This window comes from Mycobacterium sp. AMU20-3851 (assembly GCF_043974665.1).
GTDB lineage: Bacteria > Actinomycetota > Actinomycetes > Mycobacteriales > Mycobacteriaceae > Mycobacterium.
Window position 1 is genome coordinate 4,217,579 of record NZ_CP146371.1, and the last position, 21,805, is coordinate 4,239,383.

At 70.2% G+C, this 21,805-nt stretch carries 19 protein-coding genes; 10 read left to right on the forward strand and 9 right to left on the reverse strand.

Features of this window, described 5'->3' with window-relative positions; genetic code table 11:
- Positions 1-2: 2 nt before the first annotated feature.
- The gene (locus tag V4U86_RS20110; protein WP_395307693.1) at positions 3-1,094 is read right to left on the reverse strand and encodes a potassium channel family protein; all 1,092 of its coding nucleotides are present in this window, start codon (positions 1,092-1,094) and stop codon (positions 3-5) included.
- Positions 1,095-1,136: 42 nt separating this feature from the next.
- Here V4U86_RS20110 and V4U86_RS20115 point away from each other — a divergent pair, with 42 nt between their 5' ends.
- A complete protein-coding gene (locus V4U86_RS20115; protein WP_395307694.1) occupies positions 1,137-1,532 on the forward strand; it encodes a DoxX family protein in 396 nt (131 codons plus the stop codon).
- Here the strand turns inward: V4U86_RS20115 and V4U86_RS20120 are convergent.
- Positions 1,517-4,858, reverse strand: a complete 3,342-nt coding sequence (locus V4U86_RS20120; RefSeq protein ID WP_395307695.1) for an ATP-dependent helicase — start codon at positions 4,856-4,858, stop codon at positions 1,517-1,519. The genes V4U86_RS20115 and V4U86_RS20120 overlap by 16 nt on opposite strands.
- Positions 4,798-7,914, reverse strand: a complete 3,117-nt coding sequence (locus tag V4U86_RS20125) for an ATP-dependent helicase (protein ID WP_395307696.1) — start codon at positions 7,912-7,914, stop codon at positions 4,798-4,800. The genes V4U86_RS20120 and V4U86_RS20125 overlap by 61 nt, the downstream gene beginning before the upstream one ends.
- An 87-nt stretch (positions 7,915-8,001) precedes the next feature.
- Between V4U86_RS20125 and V4U86_RS20130 the strand changes: the two genes are divergently transcribed.
- The gene (locus V4U86_RS20130) at positions 8,002-8,793 is read left to right on the forward strand and encodes an alpha/beta hydrolase (RefSeq protein WP_395307697.1); all 792 of its coding nucleotides are present in this window, start codon (positions 8,002-8,004) and stop codon (positions 8,791-8,793) included.
- 3 nt (positions 8,794-8,796) lie between these two features.
- Positions 8,797-9,093, forward strand: coding sequence for an MGMT family protein (locus tag V4U86_RS20135; RefSeq protein ID WP_395307698.1), 297 nt, complete (start codon positions 8,797-8,799; stop codon positions 9,091-9,093).
- Positions 9,094-9,152: 59 nt separating this feature from the next.
- Here the strand turns inward: V4U86_RS20135 and V4U86_RS20140 are convergent, their stop codons facing one another.
- The 3 genes from V4U86_RS20140 to V4U86_RS20150 form a co-directional block, all read right to left on the reverse strand.
- Positions 9,153-10,007, reverse strand: a complete 855-nt coding sequence (locus V4U86_RS20140) for a TIGR02569 family protein (protein WP_395307699.1) — start codon at positions 10,005-10,007, stop codon at positions 9,153-9,155.
- A gap of 37 nt (positions 10,008-10,044) precedes the next feature.
- Positions 10,045-11,220, reverse strand: a complete 1,176-nt coding sequence (moeZ, locus tag V4U86_RS20145) for an adenylyltransferase/sulfurtransferase MoeZ (protein ID WP_395307700.1) — start codon at positions 11,218-11,220, stop codon at positions 10,045-10,047.
- 166 nt (positions 11,221-11,386) lie between these two features.
- Entirely contained in the window at positions 11,387-12,364 is a 978-nt protein-coding gene (locus V4U86_RS20150; protein ID WP_395312127.1) for a DUF3152 domain-containing protein, read from the reverse strand.
- Positions 12,365-12,811: 447 nt separating this feature from the next.
- Here V4U86_RS20150 and V4U86_RS20155 point away from each other — a divergent pair, with 447 nt between their 5' ends.
- Entirely contained in the window at positions 12,812-13,468 is a 657-nt protein-coding gene (locus V4U86_RS20155; RefSeq protein WP_087020378.1) for a TetR/AcrR family transcriptional regulator, read from the forward strand.
- 20 nt (positions 13,469-13,488) lie between these two features.
- Here the strand turns inward: V4U86_RS20155 and V4U86_RS20160 are convergent, their stop codons facing one another.
- On the reverse strand, positions 13,489-13,737 hold the full coding sequence (locus V4U86_RS20160) for a DUF3107 domain-containing protein (RefSeq protein ID WP_395307701.1): 249 nt from the start codon (positions 13,735-13,737) through the stop codon (positions 13,489-13,491).
- A gap of 259 nt (positions 13,738-13,996) precedes the next feature.
- Between V4U86_RS20160 and V4U86_RS20165 the strand changes: the two genes are divergently transcribed.
- Positions 13,997-14,896 carry a hypothetical protein gene (locus V4U86_RS20165; protein WP_395307702.1) on the forward strand — a complete coding sequence of 300 codons (900 nt, stop codon included), beginning with the start codon at positions 13,997-13,999 and terminating at the stop codon, positions 14,894-14,896.
- A 4-nt stretch (positions 14,897-14,900) separates the two neighbouring features.
- Here the strand turns inward: V4U86_RS20165 and V4U86_RS20170 are convergent, their stop codons facing one another.
- Positions 14,901-15,614 carry a ferritin-like fold-containing protein gene (locus V4U86_RS20170; RefSeq protein ID WP_395307703.1) on the reverse strand — a complete coding sequence of 238 codons (714 nt, stop codon included), beginning with the start codon at positions 15,612-15,614 and terminating at the stop codon, positions 14,901-14,903.
- 294 nt (positions 15,615-15,908) lie between these two features.
- Here V4U86_RS20170 and V4U86_RS20175 point away from each other — a divergent pair, with 294 nt between their 5' ends.
- Both V4U86_RS20175 and V4U86_RS20180 read left to right on the forward strand, forming a co-directional pair.
- Positions 15,909-17,477: a DEAD/DEAH box helicase gene (locus V4U86_RS20175; RefSeq protein WP_395307704.1), complete on the forward strand. Its 1,569-nt coding sequence runs from the start codon at positions 15,909-15,911 to the stop codon at positions 17,475-17,477.
- Between the two features lie 8 nt (positions 17,478-17,485).
- On the forward strand, positions 17,486-18,739 hold the full coding sequence (locus V4U86_RS20180) for an Rv3212 family protein (RefSeq protein WP_395307705.1): 1,254 nt from the start codon (positions 17,486-17,488) through the stop codon (positions 18,737-18,739).
- A 19-nt stretch (positions 18,740-18,758) separates the two neighbouring features.
- On the opposite strand, the gene V4U86_RS20185 is transcribed toward V4U86_RS20180, so the two are convergent.
- Positions 18,759-19,553, reverse strand: a complete 795-nt coding sequence (locus V4U86_RS20185) for a ParA family protein (protein WP_395307706.1) — start codon at positions 19,551-19,553, stop codon at positions 18,759-18,761.
- A gap of 59 nt (positions 19,554-19,612) precedes the next feature.
- Between V4U86_RS20185 and V4U86_RS20190 the strand changes: the two genes are divergently transcribed.
- The 3 genes from V4U86_RS20190 to V4U86_RS20200 are packed head-to-tail and all read left to right on the forward strand — an operon-like array spanning position 19,613 to position 21,800.
- Complete coding sequence (locus V4U86_RS20190) at positions 19,613-20,227, forward strand: acid phosphatase (RefSeq protein ID WP_395307707.1); 615 nt, start codon at positions 19,613-19,615, stop codon at positions 20,225-20,227.
- A complete protein-coding gene (locus tag V4U86_RS20195) occupies positions 20,209-21,312 on the forward strand; it encodes an isochorismate synthase (protein WP_395307708.1) in 1,104 nt (367 codons plus the stop codon). The genes V4U86_RS20190 and V4U86_RS20195 overlap by 19 nt, the downstream gene beginning before the upstream one ends.
- Entirely contained in the window at positions 21,309-21,800 is a 492-nt protein-coding gene (locus V4U86_RS20200; RefSeq protein WP_395307709.1) for a GNAT family N-acetyltransferase, read from the forward strand. The genes V4U86_RS20195 and V4U86_RS20200 overlap by 4 nt, the downstream gene beginning before the upstream one ends.
- Positions 21,801-21,805: the final 5 nt, after the last annotated feature.

The following is a 21,805-nucleotide window of genomic DNA, read 5'->3' on the forward strand; positions in this document are numbered from 1 at the left end:
TGTTACCGGTCTTCCTTCGAGCGGACGTAGAGCAGCCGGTCGGTCAGCTCCAGGGCGTCGACGCGTTCGTCGTCCACGCGCAGCAGCTGGCCCTCGCGCACGACGCCCAGAACGATGTCGGTGAGGTGACGGGGTGAGCCGCCGGCCTCCTTGATGTCCACCGGGCGCTCGGCGATCGCGAACCCGGCATCGGGGGTCAGCAGGTCCTCCATGATCTCGACGACGCTGGGGGTCTGGGTGGCCAGACCCAGCAGCCGGCCCGCGGTCTCGGAGGTCACGACGGTGGTCGTCGCGCCGGACTGCTTCAGCAGGTGCTGGCCCTCCGATTCGCGCACCGCCGCGATGATGGTGGCGTTCGGGTTCAGCTCGCGGGCGGTCAGCGTGACCAGGACCGCGGTGTTGTCGTCATTGGCGGCCACGATGATCGACTTGGCGTGCTGGGTCGAGGCCAGCCGCAGGATCTCCGAATCGGTGGCGTTGCCCCGCACGGTGACCAACCCGGCGTTCTTGGCGCGCTCGAGGGCGGCCGGGTTGTTCTCGACGACCACGATGTCGGCGGGCGCGACGTCGTCACCGATCATGGCCGCGACCGCGGTCCGGCCCTTGGTGCCGTAGCCGACGACGACGGTGTGGTTACGCACGCTTCTCCTCCATCGCTGGATCTTCAACGCCTGCCGCGACTGGGTGGTCAGGGTCTCGACCGTCGTGCCGATGAGCACGATCAGGAACGCCACCCGCAGCGGGGTGATGACCAGGACGTTGACCAGTCGCGCCGACGGCGTCACCGGGGTGATGTCGCCATAGCCGGTGGTCGACAGCGACACCGTGGCGTAGTACAGGCAGTCCAGGAACGACAGCGGGTCATCCGGGTTCGGGCTGTCACTGATGTCGCGGTACCCGTGCCGGTCCAGGTAGACGATGAGCACCGCGGCGAACAGCGCGCCGAGCGCGTAGAGGACCCGCTGGAAGATTCGCCGGCCGGGGCTGACGAACTTCTCCGGAATGCTCAGTACGTCGACGAGGTCGGCGTCATGACGCGACGTGAGGTTCTGGTTGACCGCCGCCAACCGCCGGCGCAACCTACCTCTGGCCACGATTCACCAATCGGTGCAGGGTCGGCACGCCACAATGTAACCATGACAACCTCGCAAGCCGGAGATCAGCAACAAGCAAATGCCCGCCGCGCCGTCCGAATGGGCGGACTGCTGGTGGGTATGGGCGTTCTGCACTTCGTGGCGCCCAAGCCGTTCGACACCATCGTGCCGGCGGAACTGCCCGGCAGCGCACGGCTGTACACCCACGGCTCCGGGGTGGCCGAGGTCGCCGTCGGCACCGCGCTGATCGTCCCGCAGACCCGCAAGCTCGGCGCGTTGGCCGCGATCGCGCTGTATCTCGGGGTGTTCCCGGCCAACGTGAACATGGTGCGGTTGTGGCGGGACAAGCCGGCCATCATGCGCGCCGGTGCGTGGGCCCGGCTGCCGCTGCAGATCCCGATGATCGCCCAGGCCTACAAGGTCTATCGCACCTCCTGAACGGGCGCAGCGTCCGCTGCGGCGGCGCTCAGCAGGTCGGCGAGTTCCTCGGGCCCGGGCAGGTCCTCGGGCATGACGGTCACCCCGCTGCGCACGTAGTGAAAGGCGGCCCGCACGGATTCGGGCGGGCACCCCTGCAGTCCCGCCCACGCCAGCCTGTAGACCGCGAGCTGGATGGCGGCGTGGCGCTGCGCTTCCGGGGTGCTCGGCGGCTCGCCGGTCTTCCAGTCGACCACCACCGCACCACCGTCCGGTTCGGCGAAGACTGCGTCGATGCGGCCGCGCACCACCGTGCCGCGTTGCGGGTCGAGGATCATGTCGAAGGGCACCTCGACGTCGGTCGGGGTGCGCGACGCCCACCGCGACGCCGCGAACGACGCCTGCAGATCGGCCAGTGCCTCGGCGTGCGCGCGACCGGCCTCGCCGTCGACGGCACCGGGCAGATCCTCCAGATCGAACAGCCGCTCGGCATGGAAGTAGCGCTGCACCCATTCATGGAATGCGGTGCCCAGCAGGGCATGTGGTTCGGGGCGAGCCGGCAGCCGGCGGCGCAGCCGGGCGAGGGCCGCGGCCGGGTCCTTGCCCAGTTCGACCAGGGTGCTGACCGACAATTGCCCGGGCAGCGGTACCGGCACCGGTTCGGCGACGCGTTCCCGCTCGGCGAGCAGCGCATCGACGTCGGCGGCCCAGTTCTCCGGGTCCGAACCGGGACCGATCGCACCGGCCGCGGCCCGGGCCACCAGTTCGGCACCCCGTTCGATGCCGGCCTGCCGGCCGCCGTCCAGCCGGGACGGCCATACCGCCTCGACGACGTTGCCCCGCAACGGGTTCAGTTCCCCGTCCGGCGGATCCGGCGCCCATTCGTCGATGGTGCCGCATGGTTGGCCCGCCTCGGCCGAGGCGTCGATGACGTGCTTGAGCTCGGTGAGGAACTCCGACGGCCCACGGGGTTTGGATTCGGTGGCGCCCCAGTGGTGCCCGGACAGCAGCAGGGTGTGCTCGGACCGGGTCAGCGCCACGTACAGCAGCCGGCATTCCTCGTCCCCGCGGCGTTGCGCGAGCATGTCCTTATGATCGCCGATCTTGTCGGCCAACGTTTTTCGATCGTTGACATCGGAGGTGTCCAGCACCGGCACCCCGTGTTCGGAGACGGTGACCCGGTCCCCGCGCAGCAGCGGCGGTAGATCGCCGGCATCCGAGAGCCAGGTCCGCGCCATCGCGGTGGACGGAAACACCCGCCCGCTCAGGTGCGGCACCGCCACCAGTTGCCATTCCAGGCCCTTGGCGGCGTGCACGGTCAGGATCTGCACGCGATCGGCCGATACCGTCACCTCGGCCGGGGCCAGACCGTTCTCCAATTCCGCGGCCGCATCCAGGTAGGCCAGCAGGCCGGCCGGCGAGCCGTCGGAGCGGGCCGCGAAGTCGGCGACCACGTCACCGAAGGCGTCCAGATGTTCGGTGCCGCCCCAGCCGTTGGCCACCGGGCGCGCCGCCCGGACCTCGACGTCGACGCCGAGCACGCGGCGGATCTCGGCGACCAGATCGGGCAGCGGATGGCTGAGATGGGCCCGAAGCCCGGTCAATTCGCGTCCCAGCGCGACGATGCGGTGGTAGCCCTGCGCGGAGTACCGGTCCGCCGGGCCGGGGTCGCAGATCGCGTCGGCCAGGCAGGCGGTGTCCGCGTCGGGGGCGGCCTGGGCCACGATGCGTTCCAGCGGCCCCTGCTCACCGGGCACCGGCACGTCGATGGCGACGGCGCGGTGCCAGAGCGCCGTGATGTCGCGGGCCCCGAGGCGCAGGCGCGGACCGGTCAGTACCCGCATCGCCGCCGCCCCGCCGGTCGGGTCGACCACCAACCGGAGCATGGCGAGCACGTCGGCGACCTCCGGGATCGCCAGCAGGCCCGCCAGTCCGACCACCTCCACCGGCACCCCGCGCGCGGTCAGCGCCTCGGCCATCGGCGCGGCGTCGGCATTGCGCCGCACCAGGACCGCCGCGGTCGGGGGTGTCGGGTTCTCCAGGTAGCGGGCGGCGATCTGGTCGGCCACCCAATTGCGTTCGGCCACAACATCGGACAGCAGTGCGGCCCGGATGGTGCCCGGTTCGGCATCCGGGCGGGGCAGCAGTTCGCGGACGTTCACCGAGCGCCTGCGGGCCAACTCGGACGTCGCGTTCGCCAGATGCAGCACCTCGGGCGGGTTGCGCCAGCTGGTGCGCAGTTCCAGGGTCGGGGCGGGGCTGCCGTCGGCGAGCGGGAAGTCGGTCACGAACCGCGGCAGGTTGGCCGCCGAGGCGCCGCGCCAGCCGTAGATGGACTGGATCGGGTCCCCGACGGCGGTCAGCGCCAGTCCGTCGTCGACCCCGCCACCGAACAACGAGGACAGCGCGATGCGCTGCGCGTGCCCGGTGTCCTGGTATTCGTCGAGCAGCACCACCCGGTAGCGCTGCCGCAACTGGGCACCGACCTGCGGCGCGGACATCGCCAGCCTTGCCGCCGCCGACATCTGGGCACCGAAGTCCATCACCTTCTCTGCACGCATCCGGCGGTGCAACTCGTCGATCAGCGGCACCAGTTCGGTGCGTTCGGTCTGGGTGGCCAGCAGTTTGAGCAGCCACTGGGCTGGCCCGCGGTCACGCTGGTTGCCCCCGGCGGGCAGGTGATGGATGAGCCGTTCCAGTTCGACGTGGGTGTCCAGCAGCGCCCCGGTGTCGACCAGATGCTCGGACAGCGCACCGGAGAGCCGCAGCACCAGCGCGGTGACCGCGGCCGGGGACTTGTCGGTGTCCAGCTCCAGCGGGTGCTCGCACACCACGCGGTAGGCCAGCTGCCACAACTCGGTCTCACCGATCAGCCGGGTATCCGGCTCCACCGGCAGCAGCAGCCCGTGATCGCGCAGCAGCGCACCGGCGAACGCGTGGTAGGTGCTGATGGTCGGCGGGTCGTCGGTACCGATGTGCGAGCCGCGGACCTCGGTGCCGATCCCGGTGCCGGCGAGCCGGGCCAACCGGGTCCGGACCCGGCGCAGCAATTGCCCGGCGGCCTTGCGGGTGAACGTCAGGCCGAGCACCTCACCGGGCCGGGCGTAGCCGTTGGCGACCAGCCACACCACCCGAGCCGCCATCGTCTCGGTCTTGCCGGCGCCGGCCCCGGCGATGACGACCAGCGGGCCGGGCGGGGCGGCGATCACCGCGGCCTGCTCGGGGGTCGGGGTGAACAGGCCGAGCGCCTGGGCCAGGTCTTCGGGGCTGTACTGCGGCTGGGCGATCACGTCGGGGTCTCCGGGTTCTGGGCGGGGCAGATCGCCCGTACCGGGCAGTGTCCGCATCCATCATTGACCCGGGCCACGAACTCCGGTCCCCGGGTGGCCGCCCCGGCCGCCGTCACGGTGTCGCGCCACTGCTGCGCGGTCTCCGGGGTGAGCGCGTCCTGAGTGCGTTCGGTGACCCCGGCGGCGGTGGTCTTGCCGGGGTAGACCAGCAGCCCGCCGCCGGGCTCATCGCCCTCGGGCAGCACGCCTTCGGTGACGGCCAGCTGGTACATCGCCAGCTGGGCGTGGCGCTGGGCATCGTCCTTGGTGGCCGGGCTCTTGCCGGTCTTGACGTCGACGATGACCAGGCGGTCGGCGTTGTCGCGTTCCAGCCGGTCGATGCGCCCGCGCACCCGTACCCCGGGGGCGACCATGCCGTCGACCTCGACCTCGGTGCCGACCTCGGTCAGCTGCCCGCGGGTGGCCTCACGCCAACGCGCGAAGGCGGCCAGCATCTCCCCGTGCCGGGCCAGTTCGTTGTCGGCGTACCACTGCGATTCGTAGGGCATGGCCGCCCAGACTCGTTCCAGCTCGGCCAGCATCTGGCTCTCGCTCCTGGTCGAGTCGGAAACGATGGCGTGCACCAGCGATCCGACCGCGGAGCGCACGTCGCGGCCGTCGCTGCCGCCGTGGCGCTCCAGCAGCCAGCGCAGCGAGCAGTCCGTCAGGGTCTGCAGGGTGGACGGTGACAGGGTGTTGACGTGGTCGTCGCCGGTCCACAGCGGCTCCGCGGTGGACGGGGCGGTGCGTGGATGCCACTGCGCCGGATCGGCGCCCGCCACGCCGGCGGCCGCCAGCCGGACCAGTTGCGTGGCCGCACAAGCTCGTTCGTCCTCGTCGACCTCACCGTCGGGGGCGCACACCACCGCGCGCAGCCGCCCGACCAGCGCGGCCGGGGTCAGCACCCGCGGCTGCGGCAGCGGGCTCAACTGACGCTCCGGGCCGGCGTCGGGATCGGTGTCGGTGCTCAGTGCGGCCAGTTCGGCGCAGAACGGGGAGGGCAACAGCGCGGCATCGCCGCTATCGCTGTCCACGGCGGTCACCAGCAGCCGGTGCCGTGCGCGGCCCATCGCCGCGATCAGCAGTCGCCGTTCCTCGGCGAGCAGCGGCGCGCGGGTGGACAGCCGCGCCGTCGGGCCGGCCTCGGTGTCGACGACCCCGTCCAGGATGTCGACCAGATGTCCGGTGCCCAGCACACCGCCGCGCGGAACAGTGTTGGGCCACAACCCTTCCTGCACACCGGCGAGCACCACGAAGTCCCAGTCCTGTTCCAGCGCGGCGTGCGGGCTGCAGATCGCGACCGTGTCGGGCCGTTCGGGGCGCGCACCGACGGGCGGCAATTCCAGCGCGTCGACGTGGGCCACCAAACCGCTCAGCGTCGCCCCGGTGGTGTTGGTGACGTACTGGTCGGCGACGTCGAACAGTGCCGTCACCGCGGCCAGATCGCCTTCGGCGGCAACGCTTCCGGCGCCGCCCCGGTCGGCCAGCGTGACCCACCTGCGTTGCAAGCCGCTGCGGTTCCAGGCCTGCCACAGCGTGTGCCGTGGATCGTCCCCGCCGCGGTGACTCTGCTGGGCGGCACGCAGGACCGCCTGCACCCGCTGTAGGCAGCGGGCCAGGTCGGCGGCCAGGTCGTCGGGGACCCGCTGCACGGCCCGAACCAGCAGGGTGGAGAACTCGTCGCGCTGCCCCATTGTGCGGCGCAGCGCACGCCGCAACTGCCGCAACGACACCGGGTCGACCCGGCCGATCGGACCGGTCACCAGATCCAGTGCGGCCGGACCGGTCAGCCCGTTGGCGGTGGCATCGAGCACGGTGAGCAGAGCGCGCACCGCGGGCTGCTGCGCCAGACCCGGATCGGCCGGCGGCAGATCCACCGGCACCCCGGCGGCGGTCAGGGCCCGGCCCAGCGCGGCGCCGACCCGCGGCACCGACCGCACGATCACCGCCATCTGGGACCACGGCACCCCGTCGAGCAGGTGGGCGCGCCGCAGCGAGTCGGCGATCAGGGTGGCTTCGGCGTGCGCGGAGGCCGCGACCCGGACCGTCACCGAACCGCGACTGCCTGACGCGCCGGTGAACTCGCGCAGCCCTTCGTGGCCGGGCAGTCTGCGAGCGATGCCGGTGACCGCCTCGGCGACCGCCGCCGAGCAGCGGTGCGATTCGGTGAGCACGACCGCGGGGGTTTCGGCGCGCAGCAGCGCGGGATCGCCGCCGCGGTAACCGAACACCGCCTGATCCGGATCACCCGCGAGCACCGCCAGATCGGCCCCGGCGGCCAACACCCGGACCAGCAGGGCGGCCTGCGGGTCGAGTTGTTGGGCGTCGTCGACCAGCAACACCCGCACCCGGGCACGTTCGGCGGCCAGCAGCGCCGGGTCCAGTGCGAAGGCGTCCAGCGCTGCGCCGACCAGTTCGGCGGCGCCGAGCGCGGGCACGGTGGCCTGCGGCGCGGCCATGCCGACCGAGGAGCGCAACAACATCACCTGTTCGTAGGTGGTGGCGAACCGGCCGGCGGCCACCCATTCCGGACGGCCCGACAGCTTGCCGAGACGCTGCAACGCCTGGGGGTCGACCCCGCGCTCGGCGCAGCGGGCCAGCAGGTCGCGCAGCTCGGTGGCGAACCCGGCGGTGCCCAGCGCCGGATGCAGTGGCAATGGCCAATTCTCGGCACCGTCGAACAGATCGCCGGCGAGCAGTTCGCGGATGATCCCATCCTGTTCGGCGCTGGTGATCAGCCGTGGCGGCGGATCACCGTTGCGCTGCGCGGCCAGCCGCAGCACGGCGAACGCGTAGGAATGCACGGTGCGGACCACCGGCTCCTGGATCACCCCGCGCGACCCGGCGTTGAGCAGCGCGGCGGTGATCGCGGCGCGCGACTGTGCCCCGAGCCGCGCCGAGCCCGTCAGCAGCAGAACAGATTCCGGATCCACCCCGGCGCCAATGTGCCCGACCGCGGTGTCGACCAGCAGGGTGCTCTTGCCCGTGCCGGCGCCGCCGAGCACCCGCACCGTGCCCCGCACACCCGGCCGGGTGAGTGCCTGCGGGATCAGGTCGGTGTGCGGTGCGGACATGGCCTGAACTACATCATGGGGGTCTGACAAGTGACGCTGACCTGGGTCGCCGCCGTCGCTCACGCCGGTCCCACCTAGCATCGAAGGGTGACCGACGACCTCCACGTGTACCGCTACGGCCCGTCCCGTCCACCGCAGATCCTCGCGGTGCACGGACTGACCGGGCACGGCCGGCGTTGGGAGACGTTGTCCGCCCGGCATCTGCCCGAGTTCTCGGTGCTCGCACCGGATCTGATCGGGCACGGCCGGTCCAGCTGGGCCGCCCCCTGGACGCTGGAGGCCAACGTCGAGGCGTTGGCGGCGCTGCTGGACGCCGAGGCCGACGGGCCCGTCCTGGTGGTCGGGCACTCGTTCGGGGGCGCGGTGGCGCTCAACCTGGCCGCGGCCCGGCCCGACCTGGTCTCCGGGCTGGTGCTGCTCGATCCGGCGGTGGCGCTCGACGGCGCTTGGATGGCCGAGATCGCCGACGCCATGCTGTCCTCCCCGGACTACCCCGACCGCGACGAGGCGATCGCCGACAAGCTGTCCGGGTCGTGGGGTGAGGTCGCCGCGAAGTTCCCCGAGGAGCTGGAGCGTGAACTCGACGAGCACCTCATCGAGCTGCCCAACGGCCGTCTCGGCTGGCGCATCAGCGTCCCGGCCACGATGTCGTACTGGAGTGAACTCACCCGCCCGATCACGTTGCCGCGCAACGGAACCCCCACCACCCTGGTGTTGGCCACCCGCACCACCCCGCCGTACGCGACGCCCGAGCTGATCGGCACGCTGCGCGACGCGCTGGGCGAGGCGTTCACGCTGACCGAGCTGGACTGCGATCACATGGTGTCCCAGGCGCTGCCCGCCGAGACCGCTGCGATCATCCGAACCCATCTGGGCTGAGCCATGGCGCCCATCACCGAGGATCAGGTCGAGACAGTGCGGGCGCTGGTGGCCGCCATCCCGGCCGGCCGGGTGAGCACCTACGGGGATCTCGCCGAGGTGGCGGGGTTGTCCAGCCCCCGCATCGTGGCCTGGATCATGCGCACCGATTCCTCGGATCTGCCGTGGCACCGGGTGATCCCGGCGTCCGGGCGCCCGGCGCAGCACCTGGCCACCAGGCAGTTGGAACGGCTACGCGCCGAAGGGGTGCTGGCCGTCGACGGCCGGGTGGCGCTGCGCGAATACCGCCACGTGTTCTAGCGATTTGTGGAGCGAAACCCGGACTCATTCCGGCTAAATCTCCACAAATCGCAAGGAAGCTAGAGCGCGAGCCGGACCAACGCGGCGGTGCGGGCCAGACCCGGGAACGCCGAGGCCGTCGAGCGCGGGTGCAGGGCATGCACGGCGAGGCGGAACATCAACGCCCGCAACAACATCTGCGGCCACTCCGGCAGCGGTGCCCACCGCTCGACCAGGCCGTCGTCGGCCTCGCCCCAGGCCAGCGCGTCGACCACCACGACCCCGGCGGCCCAGGATGCCGGCCGCCAGTACGGGGTGATATCGGTGATGCCGGGTGCCGCGGTGCCGGCGAAAAGCACTGTGCCGTAGAGGTCGCCGTGCACCAGCTGGCTCGGGCTGCGGGTCGGTTTACGCAACGTCGCCAGCTGGTTGATCAGCTCCACCGACTTCTGGCCGTCGGCCGATCCCGGGGACACCCGGGCTCCCGGCGGCAGACCGTGCAGCGGCCGGTCCTCCCAGGCCGCGCGGTCGGCGGCGATGAAGACGTCGACGTCGGACCAGGGCGCCACCGGAGGCTGGGTGAGGAACCGCGGGCGCTCCAGCTTCGCGGTGGCCTCGTGCAACCGGACGGCGGCCGAGACGACCTCGTCATGGCGGGGTTCGGGGGTGCCCGCGACGAAGGTGTCCGCGCGCCAGCCGGCCACCACGTAGCGGCCATCGGTGGAGCGGACCGGGCGGGCCAACCGGATCCCGTCGGCGAACAGCGTCTCGCGGACCTTGGCCGACCAGGCGGCGCGGGCGTGATCGGCGACCATCGACAGCACCACCTCGCCGCACCGCCAGCCGCCCTCCCAACTGGAGCCCAGCGGCACCGGCGACAGGCCGGCCAAACCGAAGGCCGCCATCACATGATCGGGCGGCAGATCCTCAGACACGCACGTCAGCCTAAGCGGTGCGGAGGTCGACACGCGGTCAGTACATGACCATGTCGGGCTCGAGTTGTTTCGCCCACGCCACAATTCCGCCTTGCAGGTGCAGCGCATCGGCGAAGCCGGCCTTCTTCAGGACGGCCAGCATCTCCGCCGAACGGATCCCGGTCTTGCAGTACAGCACCGCGGTCTTGTCCTGCGGGACGGTGGCCAGGCCCTCGCCCGCCTCGATCACCGACTTCGGGATCAGCGTGGCGCCCTCGATGTGGTTGATCTCCCACTCCACCGGCTCACGGACGTCGATCAAGGCCACCGGCTTGCCCGAGTCGAGCAGTTCGCGCAGTTCACGCGGGGTGACGGTGGCTCCCGCCGACGCCTGGGCCGCCTCGTCCGAGACCACACCGCAGAAGGCCTCGTAGTCGATGAGTTCGGTGATCTTCGGGGTCGACGGATCCTTGCGGATCTTGATCGTCCGGTAGGTCATGTCCAGCGCGTCGTAGACCATCAGTCGGCCCAGCAGCGGATCGCCGATGCCGGTGAGCAGCTTGATCGCCTCGGTACCCATCACCGACGCGATCGACGCGCACAGGATGCCGAGCACCCCACCCTCGGCGCAGGACGGGACCATCCCGGGCGGCGGCGGCTCGGGGTACAGATCGCGGTAGTTCAGGCCCAGACCGTCGGGGGCGTCCTCCCAGAACACCGACACCTGGCCCTCGAAGCGGTAGATCGAGCCCCACACGTACGGCTTGCCCGCCAACACCGCGGCATCGTTGACCAGGTAGCGGGTGGCGAAGTTGTCGGTGCCGTCCAGGATCAGGTCGTACTGGGAGAACAGCTGCACCGCGTTCTCCGGCTCCAGCCGCAACTCGTGCAGCACCACGTTCACCAGCGGGTTGACCTCGAGCACCGAATCCCGCGCGCTCTGCGCCTTGGACCGGCCGATGTCGGACTGGCCGTGGATGATCTGGCGCTGCAGATTGGACTCGTCGACCACGTCGAACTCGACGATGCCGATGGTGCCGACACCCGCGGCGGCCAGGTAGAGCAATGTCGGCGAGCCGAGACCGCCGGCGCCGATGACCAGCACCTTGGCGTTCTTCAGACGCTTCTGACCGTCCACCCCCATGTCCGGGATGATCAGGTGCCGGCTGTACCGGGCAACCTCCTCGCGGGTCAGTTCAGCGGCTGGCTCCACCAGTGGTGGCAACGACGTCACCGTGCGCTCCTCGAATCGACGACGAATTTCTCCGGCCCATCAGACCAGGCACACGTACTCAACAGCAATTCAGCTCAATACGTTCCCGAGCCCACACTCCAGTGTGCGCCTTCATCGGCTGCCCGGCGGCGGCCCGCACCCGGATTCGTGCACCCGGCACCCGGGATCAGGCGATCGGGTACGGCCAGGGGTTGAACCGGCAGGTCAGGCCGTCGGCCTTGACGGACTCCGCGTCGAAGCGCGCGCCGTCGTTGTTACTGGTCGAGAACGTCTGCTGCATCATGATCGGCGCCAGCGCGCCGTTCTCCGGGCACGGTTCGTGCTGGCGGTAGCCGATGGCGTGACCGACCTCATGATTGATCACGTACTGCCGGTAGGACCCGATGTCGCCCTGGAACGAGGTCGCCCCGCGCACCCAGCGCGCCTCATTGATGAACACCCGGGCCTGATCGCCCAGGTAGGCCGGGTTGTAGCAGGACGCCTCCAGCGGGATGTCGTAACCGCAACCCTCGCGAATGGTCTGCGGCGAGGTCAGCGACACCCGGAAGTCCGGCGGGCCCTCGCTGTCGTTGTCCACCCGCAGAAACGCGAACTGCGCGTTGTGCGTCCAGCTCTTCGGGTTGGCCAGGGTTTCGCTGACCATCCGCGCGAACCCCTCGTCACCGCCGAAGGAGGCGGTGTCCAGACCGTCCTCGACCTCGACGGTGTAGGTGAAGGTCTTGTCGGTGCCCTGGCCGATCTTGGGTGAGGTGCCCGGCACGATGTGCCAGGTCTTGGCGCCGGCCTGGGTGAACGGTCCACCGCCGGGCAGGATCCCGGTGGGCAGATTCGCGTCGAACTCGGTGAGTCCCTTGGGCGGCGCGCCGACGATGCCGGTGCTCGGGGCGTCGATCGTCGGCGGGCCCTGGACGGGCCCCTCCGCGCTGACCGGGCTGGGCGCGCCGGTGCCGGTCACCGTCTGATAGAGCACGACGCAGGTCACCACGGCGAGGATCGGCAGCGCATAGGCGCGCCAGCCGTAGGTCGATACGAAGCGGCCCAGCCAGGTCTGCTTGCGCCACTGCTGGTGCTCGTCGCGGTTGGCACGGGGCCGGCCGTGGTCCTCGGCCAGCGGATCGCGCTGGGCGCGCAGCGGCTCGCGCATATCGTCGCGCCGCACCGGAATCCGGTCCGGGTCGTCGTACTGCCGCACACGGGGAGGCGCTCCCCCGGGCCCGCTGCGCTGATATCCCGCGTCACTGCGCTGATATCCCGGGTCGCTGCGCTCCCGTCCGCGGTACTCATTCCCCGGGTCGCTGCGCTCCCGCCCGCGGTACTCATTCCCCGGGTCGCTCCGCTCCCGCCCGCCGGACCGAACTCGGTCGCCGACGCGACGCCCCGGGTCGTAGGTCACCGAACCAGAATGGCACAAGGCGCGCCGCATCCCATTCCGGCACGCCACCGACACGTCGACCGGCGCCTAACGACCTACACCCGACTCTCTGGCTGGGTGCGGTAGTAATGTCGTGGCGATCAGCAGGTGGAAGCTGCCGATAAACGGCCCGAGAAGTGCCTCAGCGCACACAGCACAGATTTTGAGATTGAGGACGTGATGAGCGATCTCGCCAACGCCGCCGGAGCGCGCGGCACCAAGGCGGGCACCGGCAATCGGCGCGGCAACCGCCTGCCCCGCGACGAACGCCGGGGCCAACTGCTGATCGCGGCCAGCGAGGTGTTCGTCGACCGCGGCTACCACGCCGCCGGCATGGACGAAATCGCCGATCGCGCGGGCGTGAGCAAACCTGTTCTCTACCAACACTTCTCGTCGAAGCTGGAGCTGTACCTCGCGGTCCTGCAACGGCACGTGGACAACCTGGTCTCCGGCGTCCGGCAGGCCCTGCGCACCACCACCGACAACCGGCAGCGGTTGCGCGCGGCGGTCCAGGCGTTCTTCGAGTTCGTCGAACACGACAGCCAGGGCTACCGGTTGATCTTCGAGAACGACTACGTGACCGAACCGCAGGTCGCGGCTCAGGTGAAGGTGGCCACCGAGTCCTGTACGGACGCGGTGTTCGACCTGATCAGCCGGGATTCCGGCCTGGAGGCCCACCGGGCCCGGATGATCGCGGTGGGTTTGGTGTCCACCAGCGTCGACTGCGCGCGCTACTGGCTGGACAATGACCGCCCGATCTCCAAGGAGGCTGCGGTCGAAGGCACCGTGCAGTTCGCCTGGGGCGGCCTGTCACACGTGCCGCTGACCCGGTCCTGAGGACCGGGCCAGCCTGGCAACTAGTTTGTCTTGATGGCCTCGGCGCCGACCCCGAAACCGACCCGGCGATTGTCGGCGGCACCGATCTCGACGTAGGCGATCTTCGCCGACGGCACCAGGTAGCGGCGGCCCTTCTCGTCGGACAGCGCGAGTACCGCGGAGGCGTCCGACAGTGACGCGACGATCGCCTTTTCCACCTCGTCGGGTGTCTGCGCGGTGCTGATGATCAGCTCTCGCGGGCTGTCGGTGACCCCGATCTTGATGTCCACGCTGTGGCCCTTTCGGTTGGATGGCGATGCGTGCAATCAGGCTAGTACGGCGCACGCGCGCACACCGACAAGGGGGATCGCTTCGGCGCCGTCGCGGATGCCCTGACGTGCCGTGACCTGCGGATTGCGCCGGCAGCGTAGCGCCCTGACCAGACCGAGTCCGGACCGTGACCGGACCGCGACCGCGTCAACATCAACTGTCACTTTTGCACCACTAGCATCGACCAGGTACGTGCCGGAACGATCTGGGAATTACGTTATGAGCAGGCAATATTCGCCATATTCGACAACCCGCAGTAGCTATTCGGGTAGCTACCGATCGGAGTACACGACCGACGACTGGGACAGCGCGGACAGGTTTGACACCAGCTTCGACTCGGGGGACGCCTACCGGGCCCCGCGCGACCACGACGGGTACGACGGCTATCAGCCGCGCGACTACGACCCGAACAGCGGCGACCCGAACGAAATCCCGCGTTACGCCGCCGATGTCGACACCGACTACACCGAGTACGAGTTCCCCGCCGACTACCACGACCAACTCGACCGGCGGTGGATCTGGGTGGCCGGTGTCGCCGGCGTCATCCTGATGGCCGCGGTCATCTGCACCGGCATCATCCTGGGTGGCGGCGACAGCGGCACCGTGTCGGCTGCCCCATCGTCGGCGACCACCGAACCGGCCGCGCCCACGGCGACCGCGACGGCGGCGCCGACCCCGTCTGCAACTGCCCCCGCGCCGGTGCCGCCCGGCCCCGGCGCGACGCTGCCCGAGACTGTCACGACCGTCACACCCACCCCGAGTGCGGTGGCGCCGGTTCCCGAGCCCGCCCCCGTGGTGCCGGCCCCGGTCGTCGTCCCGGAGGCGCCGGTGCCCGATCCGGCGCTGGCGGCGCGCACCGTCACCTATCACGTGACCGGCAACCGGCAGCTCCTCGATCTGGTCACCGTCATCTACACCGATGCGCGGGGTGCCCTGCAGACCGACGTCAACGTCGCACTCCCCTGGGTGAAAACCGTCACCCTCGATCCAGGGGTGACGTTGTCATCGGTGACGGCGACCAGCGTGGGCGGTCAGCTCAACTGCTCGATCGTCGACGGCAGCGGCGCCGCGGTCGCGGTGCAGGCCAACGACTCGATGATCGCCACCTGCACCCGGTAGCGGGTCAGGCCAGGCCCAGTTCCTGCATGCGGCTGGCGTGGGTGCGCTGCAACCGGTCGAAGAACTCCGGCAGCTGCGCCAGCCCCTGACTGCTCATCACCAGGTCGACCAACTCATCGTGGTCGGCCAGCACGTACTGGGCCTGGGTGATCGCCTCCCCCAGCAGCCGCCGCGACCACAGCGCCAGCCGGTGCTTCTGCCGGTCGCTGGCGGTGACCGCCGCCCGCACCTCGGCCACCACGAACTGCGAGTGCCCGGTTTCGGCCAGCACCATCCGCACCACATCGGCCACCTCGGGCGGCAGCGCATCGGCGATCTGCAGGTAGAAATCCGCCGCCAACGCATCCCCGATATAGGTCTTGACCAGCGCTTCCAGCCAGGTGCTGGGAGTGGTCAGCCGGTGATAGTTCTCCAACGCGGGCGCGAACTTCGTCATGGCGGGCACGGTGTCGACACCGCGGGCGGCCAGCGCCTCGTGCAGCACCTCGTAGTGACGCATCTCGGCGGCGGCCATGCTGGCCATGTTGATCCGGCCGGACAGATTCGGCGCCATCCGGGCCTCCTCGGTGAGCCGGTAGAAGGCGGCCACCTCGCCGTAGGCCAGCACCGCGAAAAGCTCCGTGACACCGGGATGATCGGCCGAGACACCCGGCCGGACGGCCTCGTCGGCGGGGCCGGCAGATTGCGCAGACGACGTCTGAGGCGTCGGTGAAATCATGGCCCAACTCTAGACTCCGGGCCATCCGCCAACCGAGAACCGGTATGACCAGCTATCATGGACGACAGGTAGCGACTTTGAAGAGCGAAACGTACAAGTTTTTGTGACCTGCCGCTACCGAAGAAATGTGCGTGCACGTGGTTCGGCCCGCCCCTCATTGGCAGGGCCCGACGGAGCGGTATCGCCCGCCTACCTGGGGATATCCGCCTTTTACTCGTCATCGTCGTGCGCGCGTGGACGCGACGAGGATTGACACCGAAAGGCTGACGGCATCGCAAGCGACGCCGAACCACTATGACTTCACCTGATACCAACGCGACCGGAGCAACGACCGAGATCGAACCCGATTTGGTTGCCGCACCCGACGCAAAACCCTCCATTTCCTTCGCCGAACTCGGAGTCCGGGACGAGATCGTCCGCGCGCTCGCCGAGACCGGAAAGGAATACGCCTTCGCCATCCAGGAACTGACCCTGCCGCTCGCGCTGGCCGGCGACGATCTCATCGGCCAGGCCCGCACCGGCATGGGCAAGACGCTGGCCTTCGGCGTCCCCCTGCTGCACCGCATCAGCAGCGACCAGGGCCGCCCGCTCAACGGCACCCCCCGCGCCCTCATCGTGGTGCCCACCCGCGAACTGTGCCTGCAGGTCTACAACGACCTGGAGCTCGCCTCGAAGTACCTGCGCGCCGTCTCCGAGGACTCCGACCGCAAGTTCGTCGTGACCTCCATCTACGGTGGCCGCCCCTACGAGCCGCAGATCGAGGCGCTGCGCAAGGGCGTCGACGTCGTCGTCGGCACCCCGGGCCGGCTGCTCGACCTGGCCCAGCAGGGCCACCTACAGCTCGGCAGCCTGTCGGTGCTGGTGCTCGACGAGGCCGACGAGATGCTCGACCTGGGCTTCCTGCCCGACATCGAGCGGATCCTGCGGCTGACCCCCGATGACCGGCAGTCCATGCTGTTCTCGGCGACCATGCCGGGCCCGATCATCACCCTGGCCCGCACCTTCATGAACCAGCCGACCCACATCCGGGCCGAATCCGCGCAGTCCTCGCAGACCCACGACACCACCGAACAGTTCGTCTACCGCGCGCACGCGCTGGACAAGGTGGAGATGGTCAGCCGGATCCTGCAAGCCGAGGGCCGCGGCGCGACCATGATCTTCACCCGCACCAAGCGCACCGCGCAGAAGGTCGCCGACGAACTGGGCGAGCGCGGATTCAAGGTCGGTGCCGTGCACGGCGACCTCGGCCAGATCGCCCGGGAGAAGGCCCTCAAGGCCTTCCGCACCGGCGAGGTCGACGTGCTGGTCGCCACCGACGTGGCCGCCCGCGGTATCGACATCGACGACATCACCCACGTCATCAATTACCAGATCCCCGAGGACGAGCAGTCCTACGTGCACCGCATCGGCCGCACCGGCCGGGCCGGCAAGACCGGTATCGCCGTCACCCTGGTGGACTGGGACGAGCTCCCCCGCTGGACCATGATCGACAAGGCACTGGGCCTCAACAACCCCGATCCGGCCGAAACCTATTCCAGCTCAGAGCATCTCTACACCGAGCTGAAGATCCCGGCCGAAGCGACCGGTTCGATCGCCAAGCCGCGCACCAGCCGGCCGCGCACCGAAGGTGAACGCGTCGAGCGTGCCGAACGACCGGCCCGCACCCGTAACCGCACGCGCCAGCGCACCCGCGGCGGCCAGCCCGCCACCGGTCATCCCGAGCAGAGCGACACCTCGACCGCTCCGGAGACCGCCAGCGCACCCGCCGCCGAGACCGTAAACGAGACCGAGGGCGGCGACGCCCCGGCCAAGCGGCGCCGCCGGCGTCGTCCCCGCAAGACCAGCACCCCTGCCGCCGGCTAAGCAGTCGGATGGGCTCTACCCGATTTCCCGGGTCGCTGCGCTCCTGCCCACCGCCGGAACGCCGCACGCGCGGCGATCTGATCGCGGCCGGGGTCATCGCACTCGTCGTCGCGGTGACCGCGGCGCTGATCTGGTGGACCAGTGACGCCCGGGCGACCATCAGCACGCCGGCCGCCGAACCGGTGCCGAGTCTGACCCCGGCGACCCAGGTCCCGGCCGTCCTCAAGGAACTCTGGTCGGCGGACAGCGCGAAAACCACAGCGGCCCTGGTGGTTTCCGGTGCGGTGGTGACCGGCGAGGGCGGCACCGTCGTCGGGCGCGACCCGGCGACCGGCGCCGAACTGTGGAGTTACCGCCGCGATCTCGAGCTGTGCGGGGTGACGTCGGTGTACCAGTACGCCGTCGCGGTCTACCCCGATGCCCGCGGCTGCGGCCAGGTCAGCACGATCGATGCCGGTACCGGTAAACGCGGTCCCGCCCGCACCGCCTACGCCGATCCCGAGGTGCGGTTGTCCACTGATGGCAGCACGGTGCTCTCGGCCGGAGACAGCCGGCTGGAGTTGTGGCGGTCGGACATGGTCCGGATGCTCAGCTGGGGTGCGCTCGATGCCCGCATCAAACCCGATGTGCCGCAGTCGCCGCTGTGCCGACTGGTGTCCGCTGCGGCCAGTTCGGCCGCGGTGTCGGTGATGGAATCCTGCCCTCAGCAGTCCGAGATGCGACTCACCCTGCTGCGGGTGTCCGACGAAGAGGACGTTCCCGAAGTCAAATACGAACAGCAGCCCGGTGTTTCGTCCGACGCGGACGCCCGCGTCATCGCGGTCTCGGACACCACCACCGCGGTCTACCTGCCCACACCGCACCCGGTGGTCAACATCGTCGACGACACCGGCACGGTCACCGCGAGCACACGTCTGGACAGCGCCCCCTCCGAGCATGCGACGATGACGCGCAGCGGTGACGTGATCACCTGGTGGACCGGGGATTCGGTGCTGGTCTTCGAGTCCGACGGACTGCGCTACAAGTACACCGTCTCCCCCGCGCCGAACGGCGCACCGGTCGGCCCGGCCACCGTGATGGCCGGTGAGCTCCTGGTTCCGGTGACCGACGGCTACGACGTGTTCGAGGTCGGCACCGGCAGGGGCATCAGGCATATCGATCTCGACCGGCCCGCGCAGAGCACCGCCGTGGTGCCCGCCGTGGCCGGTTCCACGCTGATCGAGCAGCGCGGTGACACCGTCGTCGCACTGGGATCGCCCTAGCCCGGCGCAGCCGGCGAACTCAGATCTCCGGCGCGAAGGTGGCCAGCGCCTTGCCGGTCTTCCAGTGCTTGATCAGTGACTCGGCGAGTTCGCGATAGGCGTTGGCGCCCTTGTTCTTCCGTCCGGCCAGTACCGACGATCCGGAGGCGCTGGCCTCGGCGAACCGGACGGTCCGCGGGATGGGCGGCGCCAACACCGGCAGGTCATAGCGGTCGGCCACGTCGAGCAGCACATCGCGGCTGTGCGTGGTGCGCGCGTCATACAGCGTCGGCAAGGCACCGAGCAGGGCGAGGTCGGGGTTGGTGATCTGCTGGACATCGTTGATGGTCCGCAGGAACTGCCCGACACCCCGGTGGGCCAAGGTCTCGCATTGCAGCGGCACGATCACCTCCTGCGCCGCGGTCAGACCGTTGAGCGTCAGCACTCCCAGCGACGGCGGGCAGTCGATGATCACGACGTCGAAGTCGTCCACCAGCTTCGCCAGTGCCCGTTTGAGCGCGTACTCGCGACCGGCCCGCATCAGCAGCATCGCTTCCGCACCGGCCAGGTCGATGTTGGCGGGCAGCAGGGTCATCCCCTCCACCGTCTGGATCAGGGCGGTGCCCGGCTCGACCTCGCCGAGCAGCACCTCGTGCACCGATACCGCCAACTTGTCGGGATCCTGGCCCAGGGAGAACGTCAGACACCCCTGCGGGTCGAGGTCGACGAGCAACACCCGCCGGCCCTTCTCCGCCATCGCCGCGCCGATCGACGCCACCGTCGTCGTCTTGGCGACCCCACCCTTTTGATTGGCGACCGCTAGTACTCGCGTCACAGGGCCATCCTGACACGCGGATGCGGCGGATGGCTGCCCTGTGCGGCAGAATCGCCTCGGTGAGCGTCCACCAGCACCGGCTTTTGCTGCTGCGGCACGGTGAAACCGAGTGGTCACGTCTCGGCAGGCACACCGGCCGCACCGACATCGAGCTGCTCGACCTCGGCCGCGAGCAGGCCAACCTGGCCGCCGGTGCGATCGGCGATCTGCAGTTGCGCACTCCCCTGGTGATCAGCAGCCCGCGCAAACGCGCGCTGGTCACCGCGGAACTCGCCGGGTTGACCGTGGACCAGGTGTCACCGCTGCTCGCCGAGTGGGATTACGGCGACTACGAGGGACTCACCACACCGCAGATCCGCGAGACGGTTCCGGGCTGGACGGTGTGGACCCATGACAGCCCGGGCGGTGAGACCGCCGCCCAGGTGTCCGACCGCGCGGATGCGGCCATCGACCTGGCCCTGGAGCACATGGCGTCGCGGGACGTGGTGTTCGTCGGGCACGGGCACTTCTCCCGCTCCGTGCTGAGCCGATGGATCGGTCTGCCGGTGTCCGAGGGGGTCCGGTTCTCGATGGCGGCCGCGTCCATCGCGGTGTGCGGGTTCGAGAAGGGCATCCGCCAGATCAGCGCGCTCGGACTGACCGGGCACACCAACCCATGCCTTCCGCCGGCGTGATGCCCTCCTTCGTGCTGTCCGGCCCGTCGGGCACGCTGCTGGCCGACGGCGTCGACACCGGCTTCGCCGAGGTCGCCGCGGCACAGCACGCCCTGCGTACCGGCACCGCGCCGGTGGTGTTGGGCGCGTTGCCGTTTGATCTCGACCGTCCCGCGGCGCTGCACCGGCCCGTCGCGGTCCGGCGCTGCGCGGCACTGCCCGACTGGCCCGACACCGCCCCGCCGACGATCCTGCAACGCGACACCCTGCCGGCCGGGGCCGTGCACCGGGAGCGGGTGGCCGAGGCCGTCCGGCGGCTGCGTGCACCCGGATCTCCGCTGGACAAGGTGGTGCTGGCACGCGCGATGCGATTGACCGCCGACACCGCATGGGACCCGCGGGCGGTGCTGCGCCGACTGGCCGCCGCCGATCCCGCGGCGACGGTGTACCTGACCGATCTGTCCCCGGCCGGTCCCGACTACCGGGACCGGGTGCTGCTGGGTGCCAGTCCGGAACTGCTGGTCGCCCGCGACGGTGACACCGTGATCTGCCAGCCGTTCGCCGGTTCGGCGCCGCGATCGCCCGACCCGGCGACCGATGCGGCCAGCGCTGCAGCCCTGGCCGCATCGCAGAAGAACCGCCACGAGCACGCCCTGGTCGTCGAGGTGATGCGGGCGGCGCTGGACCCGCTGTGCCTGGATCTGGACATCGCCACCGAGCCCGAACTGCACGGCACCGATGCGCTCTGGCATCTGAGCACCCCGATCCGCGGGCGGCTGCGATCCGCGGACACCACGGCCCTGGACCTGGCGCTCGCGCTGCACCCGACACCCGCGGTCGGCGGGGTGCCCACCGATCTGGCCGCCGACCTGATCACCGAACTGGAAGGCGACCGCGGCTTCTACGCCGGTGCGGTCGGCTGGTGCGACGCCCACGGCGATGGCCGCTGGGTGGTGTCGATCCGGTGCGCGACGCTGGCCGCCGACCGGCGCACCGCGCTGGCCCATGCCGGCGGTGGGATCGTCGCCGAATCCGATCCCGACGACGAGGTCGACGAGACGACCGCGAAGTTCCGCACGATCCTGACAGGGCTGGGGGCCACATGAATTCCACCGAGCTGATCCGCCGGGCGCGGCCCGGCGACGAGGCCGAGATCGTGGCGATGATCGAGGAGCTGGCCGCCTTCGAGAAGGCCTCGGCGGAATGCACCGTCACCGAATCCCAGATGCGCGCCGCGCTGTTCACCGATCAGCCGATCGCCTCCGCGCATGTGGTGGAGGTGGACGGCCGGGTCGCCGCGACCGCGGTGTGGTTCCGCAACTTCTCCACCTGGGACGGGGTGGCCGGCATCTACCTGGAGGACCTGTTCGTGCGGCCGGCCTTCCGCCGGCGCGGTCTGGCCCGAAAACTGTTGTCGGCGTTGGCCGCCGAGTGCGTGACCAACGGTTATACGCGACTGAGCTGGGCGGTGCTGAACTGGAACGTCGATGCCATCGCGCTGTATGACGCGGTCGGCGGGAAACCGCAGACCGAGTGGACCACCTACCGGGTGTCCGGCGACGAGCTCAGCGCGCTGGCGGCCGCCGCCGACTGAACGGC